We start from the raw sequence: 24,901 nt of genomic DNA, 5'->3' as shown, positions 1-24,901 counted from the left end.
CATACGGGTGATGACAAATGCAAAACTGCCCGATGCGCTACGCTTATCAGGCCTGCAAAGATGCATAATCGAGTAGGCCGAATAAGGCATTTACACCGCATCCGGCATGGACAATGCGCACTTTGTTATCAATCTGGGGCCAGCAAATGCTGGCCTGATTTTTCTTGAGGGAAGACTATGATGCGCAAAATGCTGCTGGCGGCAGCGCTTTCAGTAACGGCAATGGCCGCGCACGCTGACTACAAGTGCAGCGTCACGCCGCGTGATGATGTGATTGTCAGCCCGCAAACCGTACAGGTGAAAGGTGAAAACGGCGACCTGGTGATCACGCCAGACGGTAATGTGAAGTACAACGGCAAGCAATATTCTCTGAACGCCGCCCAGCGCGAGCAGGCGAAGGATTATCAGGCGGAACTGCGCAGCACGTTGCCGTGGATCGATGAAGGTGCGAAAAGCCGCGTAGAGAAGGCACGTGTCGCGCTGGATAAGATCATCGTTCAGGAAATGGGCGAAAACAGCAAAATGCGCAGTCGTTTGACTAAACTTGATGCGCAGTTAAAAGAGCAGATGAATCGCATTATCGAAACGCGCAGCGATGGTCTGACATTCCACTACAAAGCCATTGATCAGGTTCGTGCCGATGGTCAGCAGTTAGTAAATCAGGCGATGGGCGGTATTTTGCAGGACAGCATTAATGAAATGGGCGCGAAAGCGGTGCTGAAAAGCGGCGGTAACCCGTTACAGAACGTGCTGGGAAGCTTGGACGGTCTGCAATCCTCAATCCAGAATGAATGGAAAAAGCAGGAAAAAGATTTCCAGCAGTTTGGCAAAGATGTCTGTAGCCGTGTTGTGACTCTGGAAGAGAGCCGCAAAGCTCTGGTCGGGAATTTAAAATAATCCTCTATTTTAAGGCGGCATAATACTGTTTTATGCCGTTTAATTCTTCGTTTTGTTACCTGCCTCTAACTTTATAGAACTCCAAAATATATTCACGTTGTAAATTGTTTAACGTCAAATTTCCCATACAAAGCTAAGGGATAATACGTAACGTTCACGTAACTGGAGGAATGAAATGGAGTTTTTCAAAAAGACGGCACTTGCCGCACTGGTTATGGGTTTTAGTGGTGCAGCATTGGCATTACCGAATATCACCATTTTAGCAACCGGCGGGACCATTGCCGGTGGTGGTGACTCCGCAACCAAATCTAACTACACAGCAGGTAAAGTTGGCGTAGAAAATCTGGTCAATGCGGTACCGCAACTGAAGGACATAGCGAACGTTAAAGGCGAGCAGGTCGTGAATATCGGCTCTCAGGACATGAACGATAATGTCTGGCTGACACTGGCGAAAAAAATTAACACTGACTGCGATAAGACTGACGGCTTTGTCATTACTCACGGCACCGACACGATGGAAGAGACGGCTTACTTCCTTGATCTGACGGTGAAATGTGATAAGCCAGTCGTGATGGTTGGTGCAATGCGTCCGTCCACTTCTATGAGCGCAGACGGTCCATTCAACCTGTATAACGCTGTAGTTACCGCAGCAGATAAAGCCTCCGCCAATCGTGGCGTGCTGGTGGTGATGAATGATACCGTGCTGGACGGTCGTGATGTCACGAAAACCAACACCACTGACGTAGCGACCTTTAAGTCTGTTAACTATGGCCCGCTGGGTTACATTCACAACGGTAAGATTGACTACCAGCGTACTCCGGCACGTAAGCATACCAGCGACACACCGTTCGATGTCTCTAAGCTGAATGAACTGCCGAAAGTCGGCATCGTTTATAACTACGCTAACGCTTCCGATCTTCCGGCAAAAGCGCTGGTAGAGGCGGGCTATGACGGTATCGTTAGCGCCGGCGTGGGTAACGGCAATCTGTATAAAACCGTGTTTGATACTCTGGCGACTGCGGCGAAAAACGGCACTGCGGTAGTGCGTTCTTCCCGTGTACCGACGGGGGCAACGACTCAGGATGCCGAAGTGGATGATGCAAAATACGGTTTCGTCGCCTCTGGCACGCTGAACCCGCAAAAAGCGCGCGTTCTGCTGCAACTGGCTTTGACGCAAACCAAAGATCCGCAGCAGATCCAGCAGATCTTCAATCAGTACTAATCACCTCGCCCCGGTATCTTGCCGGGGCTTTTTCACTTCAGACTCACGTCCATTGCTAATTGTTATCGCGCTAATGATAATTGCTGGAACAAATTATTTCGCACGGAGGTTTTCTGGTGAAAAAGCAATGGATTGTCTGCACTGCACTGTTTGTGTTGATGTCTGGTAATGGCTGGGCTGATGGCGAACCGCCAACTGAAAATGTTTTAAAAGATCAATTCAAAAAGCAGTATCACGGCATACTCAAACTTGATGCTATCAGTTTAAAAAACCTTGATGCGAAAGGTAATCAGGCCACCTGGTCAGCAGAAGGCGATGTCTCTTCCAGCGATGATCTCTATACCAGGGTCGGTCAACTGGCAGATTATGAACTGCTCGAACAGACCTGGGCGAAAGATAAACCGGTAAAATTCTCAGCAATGCTGACCAGTAAAGGAACGCCGGCGTCTGGCTGGACGGTGAACTTTTACTCTTTTCAGGCGGCAGCCAGTGATAGTGGGCGGGTGGTCGACGATATTAAAACGAATAATAAATACCTGATTGTGAATAGCGAAGATTTCAATTATCGCTTTAGTCAGCTTGAATCAGCGTTGAATACCCAGAAGAACTCGATTCCTGCGCTGGAAAAGGATGTAAAAGAGCTTGATAAGCAAATGGTTGCGGCGCAGAAAGCGGCAGATGCTTATTGGGGAAAAAATGCAAATGGCAAACAAATGACCCGGGAAGATGCATTTAAAAAGATATTCCAGCAGAGAGATGAGTTTAATAAACAAAATGATAGTGAAGCGTTCGCCACGAAATATGACAAAGAGGCCTATCAACCTGCGATAGCGGCATGCCATAAACAAAGCGCAGAGTGTTATGAAGTGCCCATTCAGCAGAAACGGGATTTTGATATCAATGAACAGCGGCGACAGACTTTTCTACAATCAGAAAAACTCAGCCGTAAATTGCAGGATGACTGGATAACGCTTGAAAAAGGACAATATCCGCTAACGATGAAAGTTTCGGAAATAAACAGTAAAAAAGTCGCGATTTTGATGAAGATTGACGATATCAACCAGGCCTGCGATCGCTGGAAAAAAGATACTGACGATTTACGGCGTAATGGAGTGATTAAATAATTATTGCGATGACGCATGGCCTGTAGCCGGATGCGGCGTTCACTCCGCATCCGGTTACACAAATTTACTCCGCCAGAAAAAGCTCCAGCAGCGAATTTAAAAACAACTTCCCATGTTCCGTTATCTGCCAGTAATCCGCACATTCGGTGAGATAGCCCTGAGCGATAGCCTCGTCTAACTGTGGGCGAATCACTGCTTCAGAAAGGCCAGTATACTGGCTAAACTCCACGCGCGGCGCAGGTTCCAGCAAACGGAAGCGATTCATAAAGAACTCAAATGGCTTATCTGCGGTTTCAACATCGCGCTGGCTTTCCAGATACCGCCCCTGCATAAAACCACGCGGGTGACGCGTCTTGGTGATACGCAGGATGCGACCATCAGAGAAGGTGATTTTGCCGTGCGCGCCGCAGCCAATACCGATGTAGTCGCCAAATCGCCAGTAGTTAAGATTGTGCTGACACTGATAACCTGGTTTGGCATAAGCGGAAGTTTCATATTGTTGATAACCTGCCGCGGTTAACAACTGATGCCCCTGTTCGAAAATATCCCACAACGCGTCGTCATCCGGCAGAACGGGCGGGCGTGAGCCAAACAGCGTATTGGGTTCGATGGTCAGTTGATACCAGGAAAGGTGCGGCGGATTCAGTGCAATGGCCTGGCGCAGATCGCCTAGCGCCTCTTCCAGTGATTGATCGGGTAACCCGTGCATCAAATCGAGGTTAAAACTACGTAGCCCCAGCCCGCTTGCCAGTTTTGCAGCGCGTTTCGCTTCTTGCGGACCATGAATACGTCCCAGCCGTTTTAACTTATCTTCGCTGAAACTCTGTACGCCAATAGAGATACGGTTAACACCAGCACGTTGGTAATCGACAAAGCGATCGGCTTCTACTGTGCCAGGGTTCGCTTCCATCGTAATTTCTGCATCCGCTGCCAGCGGCAAACGCGCACGAACGCCGTCCAGCAGCGTTTGCATCGCCGGGCCAGAAAGCAAGCTCGGCGTACCACCGCCAATAAAGATTGTCTGCACTTCACGGCCCTGGGCGTAAGCCACATCGTTGTCCAGATCGCAAAGCAGATGCTGAACATAATCGTCGTGCGGCACTTCTCCTTTCAACGCGTGAGAGTTGAAATCGCAGTACGGGCATTTCTGCACGCACCACGGGATGTGAATGTAGAGAGTCAGCGGCGGTAATTTAACCATTACGTAAAGCGTCCAGCAGCAGTTTCAACGCCTGACCACGGTGGGAAATGGCACTCTTTTCTTCGCGGGTCAGTTCGGCAGCAGTTTTGCCTTCGGAAGGTACGAAGAAGATTGGATCATAACCAAAGCCGCCAGTACCGACAGGTTCACGGGTAATCACCCCCGGCCAGGTGCCGTGGCATACCAGCGGGGTTGGATCTTCAGCGTGGCGCAGATATACCAGCACGCAATGGAAGCGCGCCTGACGTTGGTCGTCCGGTACGTCTTTCAGTGTTTCCAGTAGTTTTTGCAGATTCTTTTGATCGGTCGCGTCTTCGCCGGAGTAACGAGCGGAGTAAATACCCGGTGCGCCGCCAAGTGCATCAACCGCCAGGCCGGAATCATCAGCAATCGCCGGCAAGCCAGTCATTTTTGCTGCGTGGCGCGCTTTCAGAATCGCGTTTTCGATAAAAGTCAGTCCGGTCTCTTCGGCAGAATCCACGCCGAGTTCCGTTTGAGCTACGATCTCAAGGCCGAAGTCGCTAAGCAGCGACGCCAGCTCACGCACTTTACCGGCATTGCCGGTTGCGAGGACAACTTTTTGCATAGGATACCTAATTAATTAACGCCGCGATTTCTGGCGGAATTTGTTGCGGATTAATGATTCTAATTTGTTTGTGACGGCCAAGTTCGCCTTTTTCAATCACCACCTGGCTTTTCGCTACCCGGAACTGCTTGCCGAGAAACTTCACCAGATGGCTGTTGGCCTGACCATCGACCGGCGGTGCGGTAATGGCGACTTTTACCTCGTCGCCATGTAAACCGACAATAGAATCACGGCTGGCTTTCGGCTGAATATAAAGCCGTAAAACCAGACCGTCATCGTTCACTGTTACGGCACTCATAACGCCATCCACAGCCCCGGTAGCAGCATGTTTCCGGTCGCCTGCAGTACTTCTGCGATACCCATATTGATGACATACAGTAGCAGTACGAGGATCATCGGCGAGAAATCAATTCCCCCCATAGCAGGCAGCAGGCGGCGAATAGGACGCAGCAGCGGATCGGCTAACTGAATCAGCACGTATTCAATAGGGCTACGGCCCTGGCTTACCCAGCTCATAATCGCCATTACCAGCAGGACCCAGAAAATCAGCAGGCCGATGGTTTTCAGCAGGATCAACAAACCGGCAATCCAGATGATTGGCAGGAAGGTTACCACTTTGAACAGCACGATGGCTTTGATAAAGCTGAGAATATAGGCAACCAGCAGTGAGGCACTGTCGATAGGCACCATTGCCGGAATAACACGGCGCAGTGGTCCGACAATTGGCTGTGTGACTTTCACCACAAACTGTGAGAAAGGGTTATAAAAATCACAATGAGCCCACTGCATCCAGATGCGTAATAACAGCACCATGGTATACAGCTCAATGACCGTTGAAAGCAGGAAAGTCAACGTATTCATGGCGTTCCTTTAATTCCTTATTTTTTAGAGTAATCACGTGCACCAAAGATGGCAGTGCCGATGCGAACCATCGTGCTACCTGCCGCAATGGCGGCTTCCATATCGTCTGACATCCCCAGGGAGAGTGTGTCGATATGCGGGTAGCGCGTTTTCGGCCCGGCAAATGCTACAGCCATTTGGCGTGCGACTTCAAACTGCCTTACATATTCTGACTCTGGCGCAGGGATTGCCATCAGTCCGCGCAGACGTAAACGTGGTAACTCAGCCACCGCCGCCGCCAGCTCGTCCAGTTCCGCCAGTTGAATGCCTGACTTACTGTTTTCATCGCTGATGTTGATTTGTATCAGCACGTTAAGAGGGGGAAGTTCTGCCGGACGCTGATCGTTGAGACGCGTGGCGATACGCAAACGGTCGATGGTATGACACCAGTCAAAGTGCTCTGCCACCAGACGGCTTTTGTTGGACTGCAATGGGCCAATGAAATGCCATTGCAATCCTTCTACGCCCAGTTCCTGAAAGTGGCGAATTTTATCAACACCTTCCTGAACGTAATTCTCTCCAAATTCACGCTGCCCGGCATCAATAGCTTCTGCGATGGCGCTCGCAGGTTTGGTTTTACTGACTGCAAGTAGCGTAATTTCTTCTGGAGAACGACCGCAACGCATTGCAGCCGTTGAGATTTTGTCCCGGACCTGTGCCAGGTTATGCGCGATATCGTTCATTTTCCGAGGATCTTAGTATGAATATGGAAGAAATTGTGGCTCTTAGTGTAAAGCATAATGTCTCGGATCTACACCTGTGTAGCGCCTGGCCTGCACGCTGGCGTATTCGCGGGAGGATGGAAGCTGCGCCGTTTGATACGCCGGACATTGAAGTGCTGCTAAGGGAATGGCTGGATGACGATCAGCGAGCGTTATTGCTGGAGAATGGGCAGTTGGACTTTGCCGTGTCGTTGGCGGAAAACCAGCGATTGCGCGGCAGTGCGTTCGCGCAACGGCAAGGCATTTCGCTGGCGTTACGGTTGTTGCCTTCGCATTGCCCGCAACTCGAACAGCTTGGTGCGCCGACGGTATTACCGGAACTACTCAATAACGAGAATGGACTGATTCTGGTGACGGGGGCGACGGGGAGCGGCAAATCCACCACACTGGCGGCGATGGTTGGTTATCTCAATCAGCATACCGATGCGCATATTCTTACGCTGGAAGATCCTGTGGAATATCTTTATGCCAGCCAGCGATGTTTGATCCAGCAGCGGGAGATTGGCTTGCACTGTATGACGTTTGCATCGGGATTACGTGCGGCATTGCGGGAAGATCCCGATGTAATTTTGCTTGGCGAGCTGCGTGACAGCGAGACCATTCGCCTGGCGTTGACGGCGGCAGAAACAGGTCATCTGGTGCTGGCAACCTTGCATACGCGCGGAGCAGCTCAGGCGGTCGAGCGGCTGGTGGATTCGTTTCCGGCGCAGGAAAAAGACCCCGTGCGTAATCAACTGGCGGGTAGTTTACGGGCCGTGTTGTCACAAAAGCTGGAAGTGGATAAACAGGAAGGACGCGTGGCGCTGTTTGAATTGCTGATTAACACACCTGCGGTGGGGAATTTGATTCGCGAAGGGAAAACCCACCAGTTGCCGCATGTTATTCAAACCGGGCAGCAGGTGGGGATGTTAACTTTTCAGCAGAGTTATCAGCAGCGGGTGGGGGAAGGGCGTTTGTGACGTTGCCATGCCCGATGCGCAAGCTTATCGGGCCTACAAAGGCAATAAATGTCTAATGTGACGCTAACGCGTCTTATCAGACCTACAATCGCTGCCAGATGTAGGCCGGATAAGGCGTTTACGCCGCGTCCGGCAAGACGGGGCGATGGCGCTATCTACAATTTGTCAGGCTTGCGAATCGCCCTAATATCCCTGCTCGAAATAACTTTCGAGAATGATAACCGCAGAGGCGGAGTCGACTTTGCCTTTATTAAGCGCCCGATAACCGCCCTGTTCGAACAGGCCGGAACGCGCTTCTACGGTGCTAAGACGTTCGTCATGCAGCTTTACATCAACGCCGAAACGACCATGAATACGGTTGGCGAATTTACGTGCCCGGGCGGTTAAAGGTTGCTCGGTGCCGTCCATATTCAGCGGCAAACCGACGATGATTTCGTCCGGCAGCCACTCTTTCAGTAAACGCTCGATGATGTTCCAGTCCGGCGTACCGTCCTGCGCTTTAATTGCGGGGAGTGGGCGAGCGGTGCCGGTAATGCGTTGACCGACCGCTACGCCAATGCTTTTGGTGCCGAAGTCGAAGGCGAGTAAGGTACCGCTCATCAGGCGTGCCCTGCCACACCAGGCATGGTGAGAATATCAACACCAATCAGTTTTGCCGCATCGCGCCAGCGGTCGGCAATCGGCGTTTTGAACAGAATATTCAGGTCTGCCGGAGCGGTTAGCCAGGCGTTATCGAGAATTTCTTGCTCCAGTTGGCCTTTATCCCAGGAGGCGTAGCCCAGCGCCACTATCACGTCAGTGGGTTGCTTATCGGTGCCGAGGGTTTCCAGCACATCACGGGATGTGGTCATGATCGTGTTGTCAGAAATGCGAATGCTGGAGGCAAAATTGGAGGGTGGAGTATGCAAAATAAACCCGCGATCTTCTGCCAACGGGCCACCGAGCATAACGGGTTTATCCAGACGGATTGACTCATCACGCGGCTCCGGCGTGATCTTTAGCTTTTCCAGAATCCCTTCAATTTTGAGATTTTCCAGCGGTTTATTAATGATAATCCCCATTGCTCCATCTGCATTATGTTCGCAAATGTAGACCACGGAACGGCGGAAAATCGGATCCTGGAGAGCAGGCATGGCAATAAGAAAGTGATGCTGTAAATTCATTGTCAGAGGTTCTGTTTCCTGGTTCAAAAAAGCAACAGCGCTCAGTATGCTGGGAAAGAAGAGCGCTGTCACTCACGGTTTTAACGAGATCCCTCTCGTTAAGGGTTTTTACTGCTGCTGTAAACGCGCTTCGATAGCATCCATCAACATTCCGGTGATCGAGATCGGAAACTCGGCTTCAATCTCACGAATACAGGTTGGGCTGGTAACGTTAATCTCAGTCAGGCGGTCGCCGATGATATCCAGGCCAACAAAAATCAGCCCTTTTTCTTTCAATGTCGGTCCAATCTGACGGGCGATTTTCCAGTCACTTTCTGTCAGTGGACGAGGTTCGCCGCGACCACCGGCGGCCAGGTTGCCACGAGTTTCGCCACCCTGCGGAATACGTGCCAGACAGTACGGTACGGGTTCGCCATCCACCACCAACACGCGTTTGTCGCCATCTTTAATGGCAGGTAGATAATTCTGCGCCATGCAGTAACGAGTACCGTGTTCGGTCAGGGTTTCGACAATCACGCCAAGGTTCGGATCGCTTTCTTTCACGCGGAAAATGGACGCACCGCCCATCCCGTCCAGCGGTTTAAGAATGATGTCGCTGTGTTTCTCCCAGAACGCTTTTATCTGCGCTTTATCGCGAGTGACCAGCGTTTCCGGCGTTAGGTCAGAGAACCAGGCGGTAAACAGTTTTTCGTTACAATCACGCAGACTTTGCGGTTTGTTGACGATCAACGTACCTTTCTCTTCAGCGCGTTCCAGAATATAAGTAGCGTAGATAAACTCGGTATCAAACGGGGGATCTTTACGCATCAGGATCACATCGAGATCCGCCAGCGGCAGATCCTGTTCACCGACAAATGAAAACCACTCTTCGTAGTTCTGCTTCACGTTCAGCGTGCGGGTACGGGCGCGGGCTTCACCATTGATCAGGTACAGATCGCCCATCTCCATATAGTGAAGTTCGTAACCACGGCGTTGTGCTTCCAGCAACATGGCGAAACTGGAATCTTTCTTGATGTTGATGCTTGCGATGGGGTCCATCACGATGCCGAGCTTGATCATTATTCTTCTCCGTTAGCCCAAATCGCCGAATCGCACCTGCAGTGCGGTAATGGCGGTGAGCGCTGTTGTCTCTGTACGCAAAACGCGAGGTCCCAACAGGATATCAGTAAATTGATAGCGGGCAGTCATGGCAATTTCATCTGCCGACAAACCGCCTTCCGGGCCAATCAGCAGGCGGACGCGTTCAACCGGTAATGGCAACGTGTTGATACTGTTACTGGCGCGCGGATGAAGATTCAGTTTCAGTCCTTCATCCTGTTCTGCGCACCAGGCTTCCAGACTCATCGCTGGACGGATTTCCGGCACCCGGTTACGACCACACTGCTCACAAGCAGCAATTGCTATTTTCTGCCACTGCTGGAGCTTCTTGTTCAGACGTTCGTTATCCAGTTTAACGCCGCAGCGCTCAGAAAAAAGTGGCGTAATGAGGCTTACCCCAAGTTCGATCGATTTCTGGATAGTGAATTCCATTTTTTCACCGCGTGACATTACCTGTCCGAGGTGAATATGCAGCGGCGATTCATGATCGTCGAGTCGACCTTCCAGTACTTTTACTTCCACGCTCTTTTTGCTGGCGCTGGTAATTTCAGCGTCAAAGACCTGATTGCTACCGTCAAATAACTGTAATGCCTGCCCCGGCCCCATACGCAGGACGCGACCAATATGGTTGGCAGCGTCTTCGCAAAGTGCGATATGCGAGTGACTGGTGAGTGGCTCAGGGTGATAAATGCGAGGGATACGCATAGTTAAAAATCCGCGTCGTCTCCCCACGCGATTGCGCGCGTGGGGTAGGGTTAACAAAAAAGAATTTCGCTAGTGTAGGTTAGCTCTTTCTCGCCTGGCAAGCGCGTTGCACATACGGATTATGATTGCCCTGTACCTTCGCGATGCGTTCGTCGCGTTCGCACTCCCAGTCGGTGACCGGATACATCTTGTCCCAGGCGTTAAACAGTTGTGTCTGCTGGCGGGAAAGCGTCAGATTGTACTGGTCGCGCATATAGAAGTAGGTACGAGCAATGGCGCCACGCGCACGTGCTGGCGGTTCTGCGACTTTTTCTTTGAAATCCACCTTCATGGCGCACTGCCCGTACTGGCCTTCGCCGCCATTCCACTGGCTGTACATAAAATTGCCGCGATCGCCGTTCACTTCGCCAACTGACGGTTGCAGGTTATGCATATCGCTTTCCATCTTGCGATAGACCGGATCTTTGGCGCAGTTTTTACGTCCACCGTCCTGCCAGCACTGGCGTTGGTGACCGAACTGCCAGGCGGGAACGACGTGTTCCCACTCTACGCGGCTGGCGCGGTTTTCATTTTTGCGCACCTGATACCCGCAGGATTGCAGGTCGACAACGCCTTTTTTACCCTGCCAGTTAATTTTACATCCGCAGTAAAACGTACCCGGCGCATCGGCGTGGACTTTTACCGCAGCGGCTTTCGCCTGAGAAAAACTATTGATACCTTCGGCCAACGTTGAGCCGGAAAATGCGGCGCTCAGTACCAGCGCAGCAACAGAGAAATAACGGTACATCACTAACTCCGTGTTAAAACGAGCCAGCAACGTAGCGAAAGTTGTTCTGCTATGCAATCAGCCAGATCAGGAAAGTTCCTGATAGTTCAGGTGGTTATTTAGCAACCAGTTGTTCACCGCAGCGAACGCAGCGATAGACGGCCTCGCCACGTACTACACGATTGTGGCGACGCACGGTGAGCTGATGCTCTTGACATTTGCAGCGGTAAGGGAAGGTGTTGCGGCGCACAGATTGTAGTTCAAATTGATGTGTACGGCGCGCAGGAACGCCCAGTATGCTTTCCATCATCCACTTCCACTCTTTGCCATGCGGCGCTACGCGCCCGAAATGTTTCCATACCAGCAAATGCGCCAGTTCATGCGGCACCACTTCTTCAATAAAGGCTTCGCTGTTTTCCATCAGCAAAACGGGATTGAGACGAATTTCATAGCTCTCCAGCCAGGCCGTTCCGGCTGATGTTCCGCGTTGGGTGTAAGAGAGTTTTGGCTCCGGGTAGCTACGCCCCAGCTTCAGGTTGGCCTGGGCGAGTTTTTCCCGCAGGCGACGCATAACAGCCTGTTGGATAGCGATAGGGAGACGGGGAGTTTTCATAGCGGCAGAGGATAGAGCGAAGAAAAGAGGACTGCAAGAGGCGGCTTCCTCCCCGACGGGAGGAAGCCTGACGTGATTAATCGCGAGCGCCGATTTCGCGCAGTTTACGACCTTTCATCAGATTACGCTCAATGTGTTCCAGCGAAACGTGTTTGGTTTCCGGCACCAGCCACAGCGTCAGCAGGATAAACAACACATTCAGACCCGCGTAAACCCAGAAGGTGTTGGCGTTGCCCAGCGTATTGAGCATAGTCAGGAAGGTTGCACCGACAATCATGTTGGCAATCCAGTTGGTGGCGGTGGAGCAAGTGATACCAAAATCGCGGCCTTTCAGTGGTTGAATTTCGGAGCACAATACCCAAATCAGCGGACCGGCACTCATGGCAAAACCGACAATAAACATCAGCAGCATGGCGATGGCGAAATACTGCGCCGACGGCGAGTGAATACCGATGTGCATCATTGTGCCCAGCACGCCCATGCCAACAGCCATCACCAGGAAGCCCAGCGTTAGCGTTGGTTTACGTCCCCAGCGGTCAACAAGGCCGATAGCGATAAAGGTGGCGAGTACGTTGGTCAGGCCGACGATCACTGTCCCCCACATTTGCTCTGTGGTGTTGGTATAACCTGCCAGTTCGAAGATTTTCGGCGCGTAATACATGATGACGTTCATCCCGGTGAATTGCTGCATTACCTGCAACAGTACACCCAGGAATACTGCACGGCGGAAATTGCTGTTCTCTTTAAACAGCGCCCAACCACTCTGTTTAACCTGCAAACTTTCGCGGATTTCATCCAGCTCGCGTTTGGCTTCTGCACTGGTATCACGCAAACGCATTAGCACGCGCTCGGCATCGATAAAGCGGCGTTTTGCGGCAAACCAACGTGGACTGTCTGGCAGGAAGAAGACACCAATCAGCAGCAGTATCGCCGGGATGATAATCACGCCCAGCATCCAGCGCCATGCGCCAGTGTAGCTGAAGGCGGTATCAGAAAGATAAGCACCGAGGATGCCGATGGTAATCATCAATTGATACATCGAGATCATACTGCCGCGAATTTTCTCTGGTGCAATTTCAGAGAGATACAGCGGTGCGGTATAAGAGGCAACACCTACTGCCAGACCTAATAAAACACGGGAAAGGATCAGCACTTCAACATTTGGCGCGGCAGCAGAGAACAACGACCCGGCAACAAACAGGATTGCGCCGATCATCAGGCTCTTTTTGCGCCCGAGTTTAAAGGAGAGCCAGCCGCTGCCCACAGCTCCGACTGCCGCACCAAACATCATGGAGCTTACGACCCATTCTTGTGTGTGCGAGGTAATCTGGAATTCATCAGCAATGAACGGCAGTGCGCCAGCAATTACGCCGATATCCAGACCAAAGAGTAATCCCGCCAAAGCGGCAAGGAAGCAGACGAAAAACGTCATTGCCTTGTTTGACCGCCCTTGTTTTTTAGCGTCAGGCATGATGCCCTCCAATGTGGTTATTTTTTATTGTGAATTAAGATAGGTGAGTATGACGGAAAAAGATGTGAAGCAAATCACATCAGTGTAATCGCTTACACTAACATTCATAATAACTATAGTTTAAGTGTATGAAAATTATTGATTTATATCATCACGAATTAAACGGAGTTATCTTCAGTTAAGACTTTGCTGAAAAGAAATGTAACAACTGTGGAAATTGAATAATATGATGAAAATATTATTAATATCTGGCATGTAGGCTGGTGTAATCGGTTTCAATTATTGTGATACTTTACGAGTAAACGTGTTCAGCAACAAAATATTGCTATCGTGCGGACGGCTTTTGCCGGATGCAGCGTGAATGCCTTATCCACCTTTCTATTGCGATAGTTGTAGGCCTGATAGGCGTAGCGCATCAGGCATTTCACTGGAAAAGAAAAGGCCAGCACGAGGCTGGCCTTGAAGACGAAGGCGCTGGAGGATTATTTCAGTCCAGCAGCATCGCGCAGCAGCTGCGCTTTGTCGGTTTTTTCCCATGGGAAATGTTCGCGACCAAAGTGACCATATGCTGCGGTCTCTTTGTAGATCGGGTGCAGCAGATCCAGCATCTTAATCAGACCGTATGGACGCAGGTCGAAGAACTCGCGCACCAGCAGGGTCAGTTGTTCTGAAGGCACTTTCTCGGTACCGAAAGTTTCCACCATGATGGAGGTCGGTTCAGCCACGCCGATTGCGTAGGAAACCTGGATTTCACAACGGTCAGCCAGGCCAGCGGCAACGATGTTTTTCGCTACATAGCGTGCGGCGTACGCTGCAGAGCGGTCCACTTTTGATGGATCTTTACCGGAGAACGCACCGCCACCGTGACGCGCCATGCCGCCGTAGGTATCTACGATAATTTTACGTCCGGTCAGACCGCAGTCGCCCATCGGGCCGCCGATCACGAAACGTCCGGTCGGGTTGATGAAGAATTTGGTTGCAGAAGTCAGCCATTCAGACGGCAGAATCGGTTTGATGATCTCTTCCATAACCGCTTCTTGCAGGCATTTCTGGTCGATTTCTTCAGAGTGCTGAGTGGAAAGCACCACCGCATCGATGCCGACGATTTTGCCGTCATCATACTGGAAAGTAACCTGGCTTTTCGCGTCCGGGCGCAGCCATGGCAGAGTGCCGTTTTTACGCACTTCAGCCTGACGTTGTACCAGACGGTGCGCATAGGTGATTGGTGCTGGCATCAGCACGTCGGTTTCATTGGTCGCGTAGCCAAACATCAGACCCTGGTCGCCCGCGCCCTGTTCCAGCGGATCGGCACGGTCAACACCCTGGTTGATATCCGGGGACTGTTTACCGATGGCGCTCAGAACCGCACAGGAGTTAGCGTCAAAGCCCATGTCGGAATGCACATAGCCAATCTCACGAACGGTATTACGGGTGATCTCTTCGATGTCTACCCAGGCGCTGGTGGTGATTTCACCGCCAACTAAAACCATGCCGGTTTTTACGTAGGTTTCGCAAGCAACGCGTGCTTTCGGATCCTGTTCGAGGATCGCGTCTAAAACGGCATCAGAGATTTGGTCAGCAATTTTGTCAGGATGCCCTTCAGAAACGGACTCGGACGTAAAAAGGTGTTTTGCCATATTTAATATCACCTAAAGAGAATTTAGTTAGCTCAAACTGTTGTGTGGAATTTCTGTGGTAGCGGATCCTACCACGACTCTGCAGGTTAAAAACACTGGCAGTCTGAGTGTTAATCAGTATGGACGGATTAACATCTGGATGGCTATTTTAGGTCAATTCTTCACCCGATTGCCACTTTTTTTTGAAACATGTCTCATTCTGCTAAAAACGTGGCTGGAAATTTTTCCTGACAATGCTGGCATTCTGCGCATTTATCTTTTGCATTTTTCTGCCATTGTGGGGTATAAAACGCGACGCGCGGCTTAAATAAAAAGCACACGGCGTTTCTTTCGTGTTGCCACTTCCAGCCGGGTTGAAATCAGTGTTTTAGCTTGTTGGTTCGTCTTTGCAGGCGGCCGTGGAGGTGATACGAAATAATGAATCGTTGTCTGCTGCTTAATCTGTCGCACCGTTCTGGTGTAGATTCGTTCCCCGCACTCTGCATCTCTGCTTTGCATACCTGCCGATGTTATACCCATCTCGGCGCTTCTCAGGATTCAAGAGCTGGCAACAGTTATTGAGGACTGAACAAGGGCGCTCTTGTTATGACAAGAGTTTTCTCGTGGTTTCGCCGGACTGTCACAGTTACGTTCGGTTATGTGCTTAATAATGTTATGAAAAAGAAACCGATTGCTCAGTCGGAGCGTCAGCATACGCTGCTGGAAAATCCGTGTGCTTATGGGTTGTTATCGCAGTTTGAGGCTGCGATAGTGGTTAACTGTTTTACACTTAATAAAATAATTTGAGGTTCGCTATGTCTGACGACATGTCTATGAGTTTGCCTTCGTCAGCGGGCGAACATGGTGTACTACGCTCCATGCAGGAGGTTGCAATGAGCTCGCAGGAAGCCAGCAAGATGCTGCGTACTTACAATATTGCCTGGTGGGGCAATAACTACTACGACGTGAATGAGCTGGGCCACATCAGTGTCTGCCCGGACCCGGACGTCCCGGAAGCTCGCGTCGATCTCGCGCAGTTGGTGAAAACTCGCGAAGCGCAGGGCCAGCGTCTGCCTGCACTGTTCTGCTTCCCGCAGATCTTGCAACACCGCTTGCGTTCTATTAACGCTGCGTTCAAACGCGCGCGTGAATCCTACGGTTACAACGGCGACTATTTCCTCGTTTATCCGATCAAAGTTAACCAGCATCGCCGTGTGATTGAGTCGCTGATTCACTCTGGCGAACCGCTGGGGCTGGAAGCCGGGTCGAAAGCCGAGTTGATGGCGGTTCTGGCGCATGCAGGAATGACTCGCAGCGTCATCGTCTGTAACGGTTATAAAGATCGTGAATATATCCGTCTGGCGCTGATTGGCGAGAAGATGGGCCATAAGGTCTATCTGGTCATCGAGAAAATGTCGGAAATCGCCATTGTGCTGGATGAAGCAGAACGCCTGAACGTCGTTCCTCGTCTGGGCGTGCGTGCCCGTCTGGCCTCGCAAGGTTCTGGCAAATGGCAGTCTTCCGGCGGCGAGAAGTCGAAATTCGGTCTGGCGGCGACGCAGGTTCTGCAACTGGTTGAAACGTTGCGTGAAGCCGGGCGCCTCGACAGCCTGCAACTGCTGCACTTCCACCTCGGTTCACAGATGGCGAATATTCGCGATATCGCCACTGGCGTTCGTGAATCTGCACGCTTCTATGTTGAGTTGCACAAACTGGGTGTCAACATTCAGTGTTTTGATGTTGGCGGCGGTCTGGGTGTGGATTATGAAGGTACTCGTTCGCAGTCCGATTGTTCGGTGAACTACGGCCTCAATGAATACGCCAACAACATTATCTGGGCGATTGGCGATGCCTGTGAAGAAAATGGCCTGCCGCATCCGACGGTGATCACCGAATCGGGCCGTGCGGTGACTGCGCACCATACCGTGCTGGTATCGAATATCATCGGTGTGGAACGTAACGAATACACGGTCCCAACCGCGCCCGCAGAAGAGGCGCCGCGCGCGCTGCAAAGCATGTGGGAAACCTGGCTGGAGATGCACGAGCCGGGAACTCGCCGTTCACTGCGCGAGTGGCTGCATGACAGCCAGATGGATCTGCACGATATTCATATTGGCTATTCTTCAGGCACTTATAACCTGCAAGAACGCGCATGGGCGGAACAGCTCTATTTGAGTATGTGCCATGAAGTGCAGAAACAACTGGACCCGCAAAATCGCGCCCATCGCCCGATTATCGACGAATTGCAGGAACGTATGGCGGACAAAATGTACGTCAACTTTTCATTGTTCCAGTCGATGCCGGATGCGTGGGGGATCGACCAGTTGTTCCCGGTTCTGCCGCTGGAAGGGCTGAATCAAGTCCCGGAACGCCGCGCGGTTCTGTTGGATATCACCTGTGACTCTGACGGCGCTATCGATCACTATATTGATGGCGATGGTATCGCCACGACAATGCCGATGCCGGAGTACGACCCGGAGAATCCGCCGATGCTTGGTTTCTTTATGGTCGGTGCCTATCAGGAGATCCTCGGCAACATGCACAACCTGTTCGGTGATACCGAAGCGGTTGACGTATTCGTCTTCCCGGATGGCAGCGTAGAAGTGGAACTGTCTGATGAAGGCGATACCGTGGCGGACATGCTGCAATATGTTCAGCTCGATCCGAAAACGCTGTTAACCCAGTTCCGCGATCAGGTGAAGAAAACCGATCTTGATGCTGAACTGCAACAACAGTTCCTGGAAGAGTTCGAGGCAGGTTTGTACGGTTATACCTATCTTGAAGATGAATAATTAAAGCGAAGGTTGGGTGTTTTTATACAACACCCAACTTTTTCTCAGGTCATAAGGGCTAAAGGAAAGAGGACTAATTGCGGGAAGAGCACCAGTAAAATAAGGATTGCCACGCATGTGAGTAAGAACGGCCAAATACCTTTGACCAGTTCATCCATACTCATTTTTCCAATACCACAAATTACATTCAATACTGTACCTACTGGTGGTGTTATCAAACCAATGGACGTATTCATCACAAACAGAACACCGAAATATACCGGATCTATTCCAGCCTGTTTAATCAAAGGTACAAGCACAGGTGTCATAACTAAAATGGTGGGTGTTAAATCCATTGCTGTGCCGATGATAAATATCAGCAACATTAATGTTAAAATTAACAAAGTTTGGCTATGCATAACCGGCGCCAGTAGTTCTGTTAATTGTGCTGGAATATCTGCTGCTGCTATAAGCCACGCAGAAACCGATGCTGCAGAAACCAGGAACATAATAACAGCCGTTGTCTTTGCGGCATTGAGTATTAATCCATAAAGCGATCCTAAGTTAATGCCGCGATAAATAAATACACCAACAAATAATGAATAAGCAGCTGCTATCACGGCCGCTTCTGTTGGTGTAAATATCCCAATCCTTAATCCACCAACGATAATAACAGGTAGCAACAATGCCCAGAATCCTTCACGAGTCTTTTTCAGCCTGTCTCGTAATGTGGTCTTCGGACTTGTTTGTACATTTTCTGATTTAGCCAGTAATCGCCAGGTCAGGAGTAATCCCATGCCCATAATTACGCCCGGTACGATACCCGCGAGAAACAATTTTGTAATGGAAATTTGGCCTGTAACTCCATACAAGATCATCGCTACTGACGGCGGGATTACTGGCGCGATTATTCCACCGGCTCCGATCAAACCTCCGGTCCGGTTTAATTTATACCCAGCTTCACGCATCATCGGTAAGAGAATCGCCGCCAACGCAGCAGTATCAGCTGCAGCTGAACCGGAGAGCGAAGCCATAATAATGGCGGCAAAAACGGCGACATACCCCATTCCTCCTCGCACATGACCAACCCAGGCCATGGCAATACCAATAATCCTTTTAGTCATACCACCGGCATTCATAAATTCTCCCGCCAGCATGAAAAAAGGTACTGCCAGTAACGGGAAGTTATTAGCGCCATTCCACATATTTTGAGTAATAATTTGGATATCTGTCATATCCAAAAAATACATTAATGAAATAGCACAAATAATTAGTGAAAAGGCGATAGGTAAACCGATAAACATCGATAACAGAAGTGAATCTGCAAATATTAATAATGCCATTACTTATCCTCCCTGGAAGATGTGGAAGAAAGCGTTTTAGTCTGGAGGAGAGAAATTTTTGTGAAAACAGATATGATGTTTATCAATACACTGATAAAAATACAAACGCCGGTCAGCCATGAAATACCGAAAATAAGTAACATGTTGACATCTAAAACCGGTGAGTATGTTGTTGACAGAATATCAGACTCAATCCAGGTGCCATAAATTAGTGTTATACTACATACCAGCATAAGTACCTGTGAAACTAATTGGCAAATCTGCTGGCCTAATACAGGCATTTTGTTAATGAAAAGGTCTACGCGAATATGGCTCTGATCTTTGATTGCTACCACAGCACCAATGAATATCATCCATACGAATAAGAAACGAGGCAATTCTTCGGCAATATCTATTCCACTGTTAAAGATAAAACGCATCAATACGTTTATAAGCACAAGAAGAAACATAATGCTGATACATATCACCATGATGGCTTCAAGGCTACCTATAAAAAAACTTGTGGCTTTTTCATAAATTTTCATTATGGGAACCTTTATTAAGGATAGCGGGGATATAGTATTACCCGCTATCCTGGTGATATTATTCAGCGAGTTTTTTCTTTACATCATAAAAATGCTTAACAGTATCTTCACCGACGGTTTTTTTATGTTTTTCTATAACAGGTTGAACAGCTTGTTGAATTTTTGACAATTCTCCTTCCTTTAAAGAAGAAACTATCATGCCATTTTTCCTAAGTTCATCAATGGCTCCTTTTTCTTGTTCAATTTCCTGTTGGCGTTGAAATATTTTATTGCCGTTGGCAACTTTCTGGAGTACTTCTTTTTGTTTCTCAGTCAGCGAATTAAACCACTTTTTAGACACGATTAAAGCAACAGGGGTATAAACATGGCCTGTCAGTGTCATATATTTTTCAACTTCGTACATTTTATTCTGTAATATATCGACAGAAGGATGTTCATGACCATCAAGGGCACCTGTTTCAAGCGCTGTAAATACCTCTGAATAAGCCATTGGTGATGGGTTTATACCTAAACTTTTAAAACTATCTATAGCAACCTGTGTTGGCATTACACGAATTTTCAAGCCTTTAAAACCTTCAAGCGTGGTGACTTCACGTTTTATATTTGCCACGTTACGAAAAGCGCCACCTGCCCATGTCAATCCTTTCAGGTTAATGTTATCAAGATCTGTTAATAATTTATCGCCGAATTCGCTATCAAGTATTTTTGCTGCTTCCTCATTAGAGGAAAAAAGAAATGGAAAGTCGAATATTTGAAATTGTTTCTGAAAACCTGCAAGTGGAGAAACGGCCCCCATATAAAGTTGCTGGACATTGCTTCGTGTTGCCTGCAACATTTGCTGTTCAGATCCGAGAACAGCATTCCCGTAAACAGTAATCTTAATTTCACCATCCGTTGCACTTTCAACATCTGCCGCAAATTTTTTCATGGCAATTGCTCTTGGATGTGCATCTGAAAATGAATGACCTAATTTTACAGCTTTGACTTCTGCATTAAGGGAGGATGAAAAAAGGCTACAACTTGCTAATAATATCCCCAGGCTTAGACTTTGAACAGCAGAAGTAAATTCCTTGGCTTTCATATAAAGATCCTTTATTAAATAAAATAATATGATTTGTATTTGCCTTGTTATTTATGATATTAATGATTTGGTTTATGGGCAGTTATAATACTGCCAGCCAACCACCATCGACATAAATAACTTGTCCATTGATATAGTCAGAAGCAGTAGAGGACAGAAATATGGCTGTTCCTACCAGTTCCTCAGGTTTTCCCCACAGTTCTGCTGGATTACTATTTTTAACCCATTTATCAAATTCAGCGTTATTAATAAGCGCAGTATTCATATCAGTTAATATATATCCAGGGCCAATAGCATTTGCCTGAATATTAAACTTTGCCCATTCAGCAGCCATCGAACGGGTAAGCATTTTCACCCCTCCTTTTGCTGCAGTATAAGGAGAAACGGTGGGGCGCGCGGCTTCACTTGTTAAAGAGGCTATATTGATAATTTTGCCACCTGTATTGCGAGCTATCATGCGAGAGGCCGCTGCCTTTGAAACAAGAAAAACACTGGTGAGATTTACATCAATAACTTTTTGCCAGTCTGCTAAAGCAAGATCCACAATCGACTGGCGGTACTGGATACCAGCATTATTAATAAGAATATCGATAGCGATATCTTGTTCATCTATTTGTTGAAATGCCTGTTCCACAGCCTTTTCATCTGCCACGTTGAATGCAATTCCTTGTACAGACAAGCCCTTGCTCTGGAGTTGTTCAACAGCTTCTTGCAACACGGTGTCATTCAGGTCGTTTAGAATGACATGTGCGCCAGCGCTGGCTAATCCCTCTGCATATGCAAATCCCAGACCGCGAGCGGAGCCTGTAATCAGAGCTGTTTTACCTGTCAGATCAAATAAATGATGCATTTTGTTTTCCTTAATCATGGAAAGGTTTTTAAAGGTAGGACGTCTGACAGGTTGCGTAAAAAACGATACAGTATTAAACAACTTGTTCAATAAAAGCACTTTAGAAATGTGGTGATAATCACAAAAAACAGAAAATTGAACTTGTAGGACATGTTATACTCATTTTTATTTTATAAAGCCTGTGGAAATATGAATTTAAATAAAGCTGTTAAGAATCATAATGTTGTATCTGTTTTGTTTGAGGCAATGAAAGGCTATTTGCAGGATGGTAGCTGGAAAGCGGGTTACAAACTTCCTTCAGAAGCTCAACTCGCCACTCAATTTGGTGTAAGCAGAGTTAGCGTCCGAAGTGCAGTTCAAAAATTGCGTGATATGGGGGCTGTTATTACGTATCAGGGTAAAGGAACGTATGTAACTGATAATATAAATAAATATGGTATTGATGATTTGCTTGAGAAACCTGCTATGCATCTTAGTGAAGCTGCGTTTCGTGATATGCTGGTTTTCCGACAAACCGTGGAATTTAAGTGCATTGAACTTGCTGCACAGCACGCAGATGATGAAGATATCGCGACTCTCGAGCGCCTGCTTGGGCAGATGTTAATCAACAAAAACGACTATAAAAAGTACAGCAAAGCAGACTACGAATTCCATCTTGGTATTGTTAATGCGGCAAAGAACACTGTTTTTACCGCAGCCATGCATGCAATAAAAGACATATATTATCAATATCTTGAAGAGCTGAATCGAACCCTTGGTATCACTATTGAAAGCATTGATGCACACTTAAATATTTATCTGGCGATAAAAAATCGCGATCCAAAAGCTGCCGCTGAAATTCTTGATACGCATATGGCGAGCAATCTCAAAGTTATCCAGGCGCTGAATGAAAAAAATAGTTGCCTGAGAAAATAATTCAGCCCATACTGCTTTACACCACGTGTAGGACAACTGACAAGTTGCGCAAATCGGTTAACTACAGTGGAAATGAACATGCAGAATCTGAAAATAACAGATGTCAGAACGATCCTTACTGCTCCCGGTGGGATCGATCTGGCTGTTGTAAAAATTGAAACGAATGAGCCAGGTTTATATGGGCTTGGATGCGCTACATTTACTCAGCGGATAGTGGCAGTGGAAAAGGCTGTAAATGAATATATGAAGCCTTTCTTGATTGGGAAAAACCCTGCCCGAATAGAAGATATCTGGCAATCCGCATGTGTAAGTGGTTACTGGCGTAGTGGCCCAATTATGAATAATGCCCTGTCAGGAATTGATATGGCTTTATGGGATCTAAAAGGAAAAGTTGCCGGACTCCCTGTTTATGAATTACTGGGGGGGAAATGCCGCGATGGCGTGCCATTATATCGCCATACTGACGGGGCTGATGAGATTGAGGTTGAAGATAATATCCACTGCGCTATAGCAGAGGGATATCAGTACGTTCGCTGTCAGATGGGGATGTATGGTGGGGCAGGAACTGATGATCTGAAACTTATTGCCAGTAAATTAGCCAGAGCAAAAAATATTCAACCGAAACGCTCACCAGCCAACAAAACTTCTGGCATCTATTTTGACCCTGAAGCGTATGCCAGAAGCGTCCCTCGATTGTTCGATCATTTGCGTAATAAATTTGGTTTTGGCATTGAATTTATCCATGACGTTCATGAACGTATAAGCCCCATTAATGCAACTCAATTAGCTAAATCACTTGAACCCTACTCACTTTTTTATCTTGAAGATCCTGTAGCCCCAGAAAATCTGGAGTGGTTGAAAGTACTCCGTCAACAATCGTCAACACCGATTGCAATGGGGGAGTTATTCACGAATATTAATGAATATAAGCCATTAATTATTAGCCAACAGATCGATTTTATTCGCTGTCATGTAAGTACAATTGGCGGAATTACGCCAGCAAGAAAACTGGCGATTTTGAGCGAGATGTTCGGTGTTAGAACGGCATGGCATGGACCAGGGGACATTTCTCCTGTGGGGGTTGCCGCTAACATGCATTTGTCAGTAAGTTCGAGCAATTTTGGTATTCAGGAATACACACCAGTCAATGAGGCACTGCAAGACGTTTTTACAGGCTGCATCCAGATTAAGGACGGTTTTGCATATGTGAGTGATAAACTTGGACTGGGTATTGAAATGGATGAAAATAAAGCAAAAGCATGGCCAATTAATGGCGGTATTCCTGGCTGGACATTAGCGCGTACCCCTGACGGTACAGCAGCCCGACCATAGCAGTAAATTTATTTTTAGTGATATCTCAAATATAGGGGAAGTGTAACAGCTATTGCCTTTACTCTGATTGACCTGATTTTGTGCAGACTACCAGCGATAATTCTTCTTAATTCGCTTCTACCAAATCTCCCCTTCTTCGTCGGGCCTGACGAAGAAGGTTTTTTTACATCGACTTTGTGAAAACAGTCCATCCATGAGCGCATCAGGTCATCAATATGATAACTCACTGACTTCAGGCAACTTTGACTGTCAGCAAAATAACACAGGCGCACTTTGATGCTCACATCGACACCTATAGTTGTGAGTTTGAGCACTGCACCATGTTCTATATCGCATTGTAAGAAGATCTGAGTGACTCGAACTCGTACAGAATGGTATTCGTATTGAGTTCGATGGAGACAACAACTTTACCGCGCTTGATGCCTGCCTGGTGAACGATCGCTGTGTGGATGACGTTATCGTCCTGACGAAACAGATTGTTGGTGATATGCCTGGTTATCTGACTTTGGATATCGACTCCCTACGTTTGCTCCGGTTCCGGTACGTAGTCTGAAAGATCTTAATATCGTTGGAATTGATGCGGTGGAAAGGCGCCTGCATACGATCAGTCAAAAATCACTGACCAGGCAGCGACCCAGCTGGCGCTGGAGAGGCTTTTCCCGGATGGCGCGCTGAACTGCAACAACACAGTTCCAGGAAGAGTTCGAGGCAGGTTTGTACGGTTATACCTATCTTGAAGATGAATAATTAAGATTATTCCGCTGGTGGGTCGATTTAAATAATTAAATCGACCCATTTTATTTTTATATATTCCTAAAAAGAACACGGCTGCTTTCTTTCTTAATTAATCGACCTACAATTGCTGCATTAATGATATGCAGAGGGAACGGTTATGGAAAAATGGAAAGTGCGCAGTGTGCTGGTTGGATTAATTGTACTGCTGGCCGGTTGCGCCAGTAACGCGCAGTACAATAGTAGTCCATCGGGTAATGTTGGCACCGCATGGGGGGGAGATGTCCACTCATCGGTACAAGGTGTTTCT

General features: G+C 48.3%; 27 protein-coding genes and 2 pseudogenes. 12 read left to right on the top strand and 17 right to left on the bottom strand.

Going from position 1 to position 24,901, the window contains the following annotated elements:
- The first annotated feature begins 177 nt into the window (after positions 1-177).
- From EA14781_RS08955 to EA14781_RS08945, 3 genes are all read left to right on the top strand, one after another.
- The gene (locus EA14781_RS08955; protein ID WP_000984784.1) at positions 178-897 is read left to right on the top strand and encodes a YggN family protein; all 720 of its coding nucleotides are present in this window, start codon (positions 178-180) and stop codon (positions 895-897) included.
- A 175-nt stretch (positions 898-1,072) separates the two neighbouring features.
- Entirely contained in the window at positions 1,073-2,119 is a 1,047-nt protein-coding gene (gene ansB, locus EA14781_RS08950; RefSeq protein ID WP_000394134.1) for an L-asparaginase 2, read from the top strand.
- 116 nt (positions 2,120-2,235) lie between these two features.
- Positions 2,236-3,243, top strand: a complete 1,008-nt coding sequence (locus EA14781_RS08945) for a DUF1202 family protein (RefSeq protein ID WP_000745182.1) — start codon at positions 2,236-2,238, stop codon at positions 3,241-3,243.
- 64 nt (positions 3,244-3,307) lie between these two features.
- Here EA14781_RS08945 and hemW read toward each other — a convergent pair whose 3' ends face one another.
- The 5 genes from hemW to yggS are packed head-to-tail and all read right to left on the bottom strand — an operon-like array spanning position 3,308 to position 6,613.
- The gene (gene hemW, locus EA14781_RS08940) at positions 3,308-4,444 is read right to left on the bottom strand and encodes a radical SAM family heme chaperone HemW (protein WP_000239991.1); all 1,137 of its coding nucleotides are present in this window, start codon (positions 4,442-4,444) and stop codon (positions 3,308-3,310) included.
- Positions 4,437-5,030 (bottom strand): XTP/dITP diphosphatase, encoded by a 594-nt coding sequence (locus EA14781_RS08935; RefSeq protein WP_001174775.1) that lies wholly within the window; start codon positions 5,028-5,030, stop codon positions 4,437-4,439. The genes hemW and EA14781_RS08935 overlap by 8 nt, the downstream gene beginning before the upstream one ends.
- Positions 5,031-5,037: 7 nt before the next feature.
- A complete protein-coding gene (gene yggU / locus EA14781_RS08930; RefSeq protein ID WP_001277225.1) occupies positions 5,038-5,328 on the bottom strand; it encodes a DUF167 family protein YggU in 291 nt (96 codons plus the stop codon).
- On the bottom strand, positions 5,325-5,891 hold the full coding sequence (gene yggT, locus EA14781_RS08925) for an osmotic shock tolerance protein YggT (RefSeq protein WP_001094840.1): 567 nt from the start codon (positions 5,889-5,891) through the stop codon (positions 5,325-5,327). The genes yggU and yggT overlap by 4 nt, the downstream gene beginning before the upstream one ends.
- Positions 5,892-5,908: 17 nt before the next feature.
- The gene (yggS, locus tag EA14781_RS08920; protein ID WP_002461292.1) at positions 5,909-6,613 is read right to left on the bottom strand and encodes a pyridoxal phosphate homeostasis protein; all 705 of its coding nucleotides are present in this window, start codon (positions 6,611-6,613) and stop codon (positions 5,909-5,911) included.
- Between the two features lie 17 nt (positions 6,614-6,630).
- Here yggS and EA14781_RS08915 point away from each other — a divergent pair, with 17 nt between their 5' ends.
- Positions 6,631-7,611, top strand: a complete 981-nt coding sequence (locus EA14781_RS08915) for a PilT/PilU family type 4a pilus ATPase (protein ID WP_071585986.1) — start codon at positions 6,631-6,633, stop codon at positions 7,609-7,611.
- Positions 7,612-7,794: 183 nt separating this feature from the next.
- Here the strand turns inward: EA14781_RS08915 and ruvX are convergent, their stop codons facing one another.
- The 8 genes from ruvX to metK all read right to left on the bottom strand — a co-directional run bounded on the left by ruvX (position 7,795) and on the right by metK (position 15,064).
- Positions 7,795-8,211 (bottom strand): Holliday junction resolvase RuvX, encoded by a 417-nt coding sequence (gene ruvX, locus EA14781_RS08910; RefSeq protein WP_000017099.1) that lies wholly within the window; start codon positions 8,209-8,211, stop codon positions 7,795-7,797.
- A complete protein-coding gene (locus EA14781_RS08905; RefSeq protein ID WP_002461296.1) occupies positions 8,211-8,774 on the bottom strand; it encodes a YqgE/AlgH family protein in 564 nt (187 codons plus the stop codon). Before EA14781_RS08905 ends, ruvX begins: the two co-directional genes overlap by 1 nt.
- A gap of 108 nt (positions 8,775-8,882) precedes the next feature.
- Entirely contained in the window at positions 8,883-9,833 is a 951-nt protein-coding gene (gene gshB / locus EA14781_RS08900; RefSeq protein ID WP_000593300.1) for a glutathione synthase, read from the bottom strand.
- A 12-nt stretch (positions 9,834-9,845) separates the two neighbouring features.
- The gene (rsmE, locus tag EA14781_RS08895; protein WP_002461297.1) at positions 9,846-10,577 is read right to left on the bottom strand and encodes a 16S rRNA (uracil(1498)-N(3))-methyltransferase; all 732 of its coding nucleotides are present in this window, start codon (positions 10,575-10,577) and stop codon (positions 9,846-9,848) included.
- A gap of 79 nt (positions 10,578-10,656) precedes the next feature.
- Positions 10,657-11,364, bottom strand: a complete 708-nt coding sequence (gene endA / locus EA14781_RS08890; protein WP_002461298.1) for a deoxyribonuclease I — start codon at positions 11,362-11,364, stop codon at positions 10,657-10,659.
- 94 nt (positions 11,365-11,458) lie between these two features.
- On the bottom strand, positions 11,459-11,956 hold the full coding sequence (locus EA14781_RS08885) for a SprT family zinc-dependent metalloprotease (protein ID WP_002461299.1): 498 nt from the start codon (positions 11,954-11,956) through the stop codon (positions 11,459-11,461).
- Between the two features lie 76 nt (positions 11,957-12,032).
- A complete protein-coding gene (galP, locus tag EA14781_RS08880; RefSeq protein ID WP_002461300.1) occupies positions 12,033-13,427 on the bottom strand; it encodes a galactose/proton symporter in 1,395 nt (464 codons plus the stop codon).
- Between the two features lie 482 nt (positions 13,428-13,909).
- On the bottom strand, positions 13,910-15,064 hold the full coding sequence (gene metK, locus EA14781_RS08875; RefSeq protein WP_001062126.1) for a methionine adenosyltransferase: 1,155 nt from the start codon (positions 15,062-15,064) through the stop codon (positions 13,910-13,912).
- 55 nt (positions 15,065-15,119) lie between these two features.
- On the opposite strand from metK, the gene EA14781_RS25220 reads away from it, so the two are divergent.
- From EA14781_RS25220 to speA, 4 genes are all read left to right on the top strand, one after another.
- Complete coding sequence (locus tag EA14781_RS25220; protein WP_024164720.1) at positions 15,120-15,371, top strand: hypothetical protein; 252 nt, start codon at positions 15,120-15,122, stop codon at positions 15,369-15,371.
- A gap of 110 nt (positions 15,372-15,481) precedes the next feature.
- Positions 15,482-15,625 (top strand): small protein YqgG, encoded by a 144-nt coding sequence (gene yqgG / locus EA14781_RS25980; protein WP_269446598.1) that lies wholly within the window; start codon positions 15,482-15,484, stop codon positions 15,623-15,625.
- A 93-nt stretch (positions 15,626-15,718) separates the two neighbouring features.
- Positions 15,719-15,850: an acid stress response protein YqgB gene (yqgB, locus tag EA14781_RS08860; protein WP_002461303.1), complete on the top strand. Its 132-nt coding sequence runs from the start codon at positions 15,719-15,721 to the stop codon at positions 15,848-15,850.
- A gap of 8 nt (positions 15,851-15,858) precedes the next feature.
- The gene (gene speA, locus EA14781_RS08855) at positions 15,859-17,835 is read left to right on the top strand and encodes a biosynthetic arginine decarboxylase (protein WP_042325630.1); all 1,977 of its coding nucleotides are present in this window, start codon (positions 15,859-15,861) and stop codon (positions 17,833-17,835) included.
- 44 nt (positions 17,836-17,879) lie between these two features.
- On the opposite strand, the gene EA14781_RS08850 is transcribed toward speA, so the two are convergent.
- The 4 genes from EA14781_RS08850 to EA14781_RS08835 all read right to left on the bottom strand — a co-directional run bounded on the left by EA14781_RS08850 (position 17,880) and on the right by EA14781_RS08835 (position 21,612).
- Entirely contained in the window at positions 17,880-19,157 is a 1,278-nt protein-coding gene (locus EA14781_RS08850) for a TRAP transporter large permease subunit (protein ID WP_001196214.1), read from the bottom strand.
- On the bottom strand, positions 19,157-19,681 hold the full coding sequence (locus EA14781_RS08845; protein ID WP_000708258.1) for a TRAP transporter small permease: 525 nt from the start codon (positions 19,679-19,681) through the stop codon (positions 19,157-19,159). Before EA14781_RS08845 ends, EA14781_RS08850 begins: the two co-directional genes overlap by 1 nt.
- Positions 19,682-19,739: 58 nt before the next feature.
- The gene (locus EA14781_RS08840; protein WP_002461307.1) at positions 19,740-20,762 is read right to left on the bottom strand and encodes a DctP family TRAP transporter solute-binding subunit; all 1,023 of its coding nucleotides are present in this window, start codon (positions 20,760-20,762) and stop codon (positions 19,740-19,742) included.
- Between the two features lie 82 nt (positions 20,763-20,844).
- Complete coding sequence (locus tag EA14781_RS08835) at positions 20,845-21,612, bottom strand: SDR family oxidoreductase (RefSeq protein WP_000546459.1); 768 nt, start codon at positions 21,610-21,612, stop codon at positions 20,845-20,847.
- Between the two features lie 189 nt (positions 21,613-21,801).
- On the opposite strand from EA14781_RS08835, the gene EA14781_RS08830 reads away from it, so the two are divergent.
- From EA14781_RS08830 to EA14781_RS25675, 4 genes and pseudogenes are all read left to right on the top strand, one after another.
- Positions 21,802-22,527: a FadR/GntR family transcriptional regulator gene (locus EA14781_RS08830; protein WP_024164721.1), complete on the top strand. Its 726-nt coding sequence runs from the start codon at positions 21,802-21,804 to the stop codon at positions 22,525-22,527.
- 78 nt (positions 22,528-22,605) lie between these two features.
- The gene (locus EA14781_RS08825; RefSeq protein WP_001180437.1) at positions 22,606-23,859 is read left to right on the top strand and encodes an enolase C-terminal domain-like protein; all 1,254 of its coding nucleotides are present in this window, start codon (positions 22,606-22,608) and stop codon (positions 23,857-23,859) included.
- A gap of 254 nt (positions 23,860-24,113) precedes the next feature.
- Positions 24,114-24,596 (top strand): annotated as a pseudogene (locus EA14781_RS25680) (arginase family protein); the annotation flags it as partial.
- Between the two features lie 155 nt (positions 24,597-24,751).
- Positions 24,752-24,901: pseudogene (locus tag EA14781_RS25675) on the top strand (hypothetical protein); the annotation flags it as partial.

The sequence above is a fragment of the Escherichia albertii NBRC 107761 = DSM 17582 genome (assembly GCF_000759775.1).
GTDB classification, from domain to species: Bacteria; Pseudomonadota; Gammaproteobacteria; order Enterobacterales; family Enterobacteriaceae; genus Escherichia; species Escherichia albertii.
Note: the sequence above shows the minus strand (reverse complement) of the source record. Positions and strands in the feature narration are given on the sequence as shown.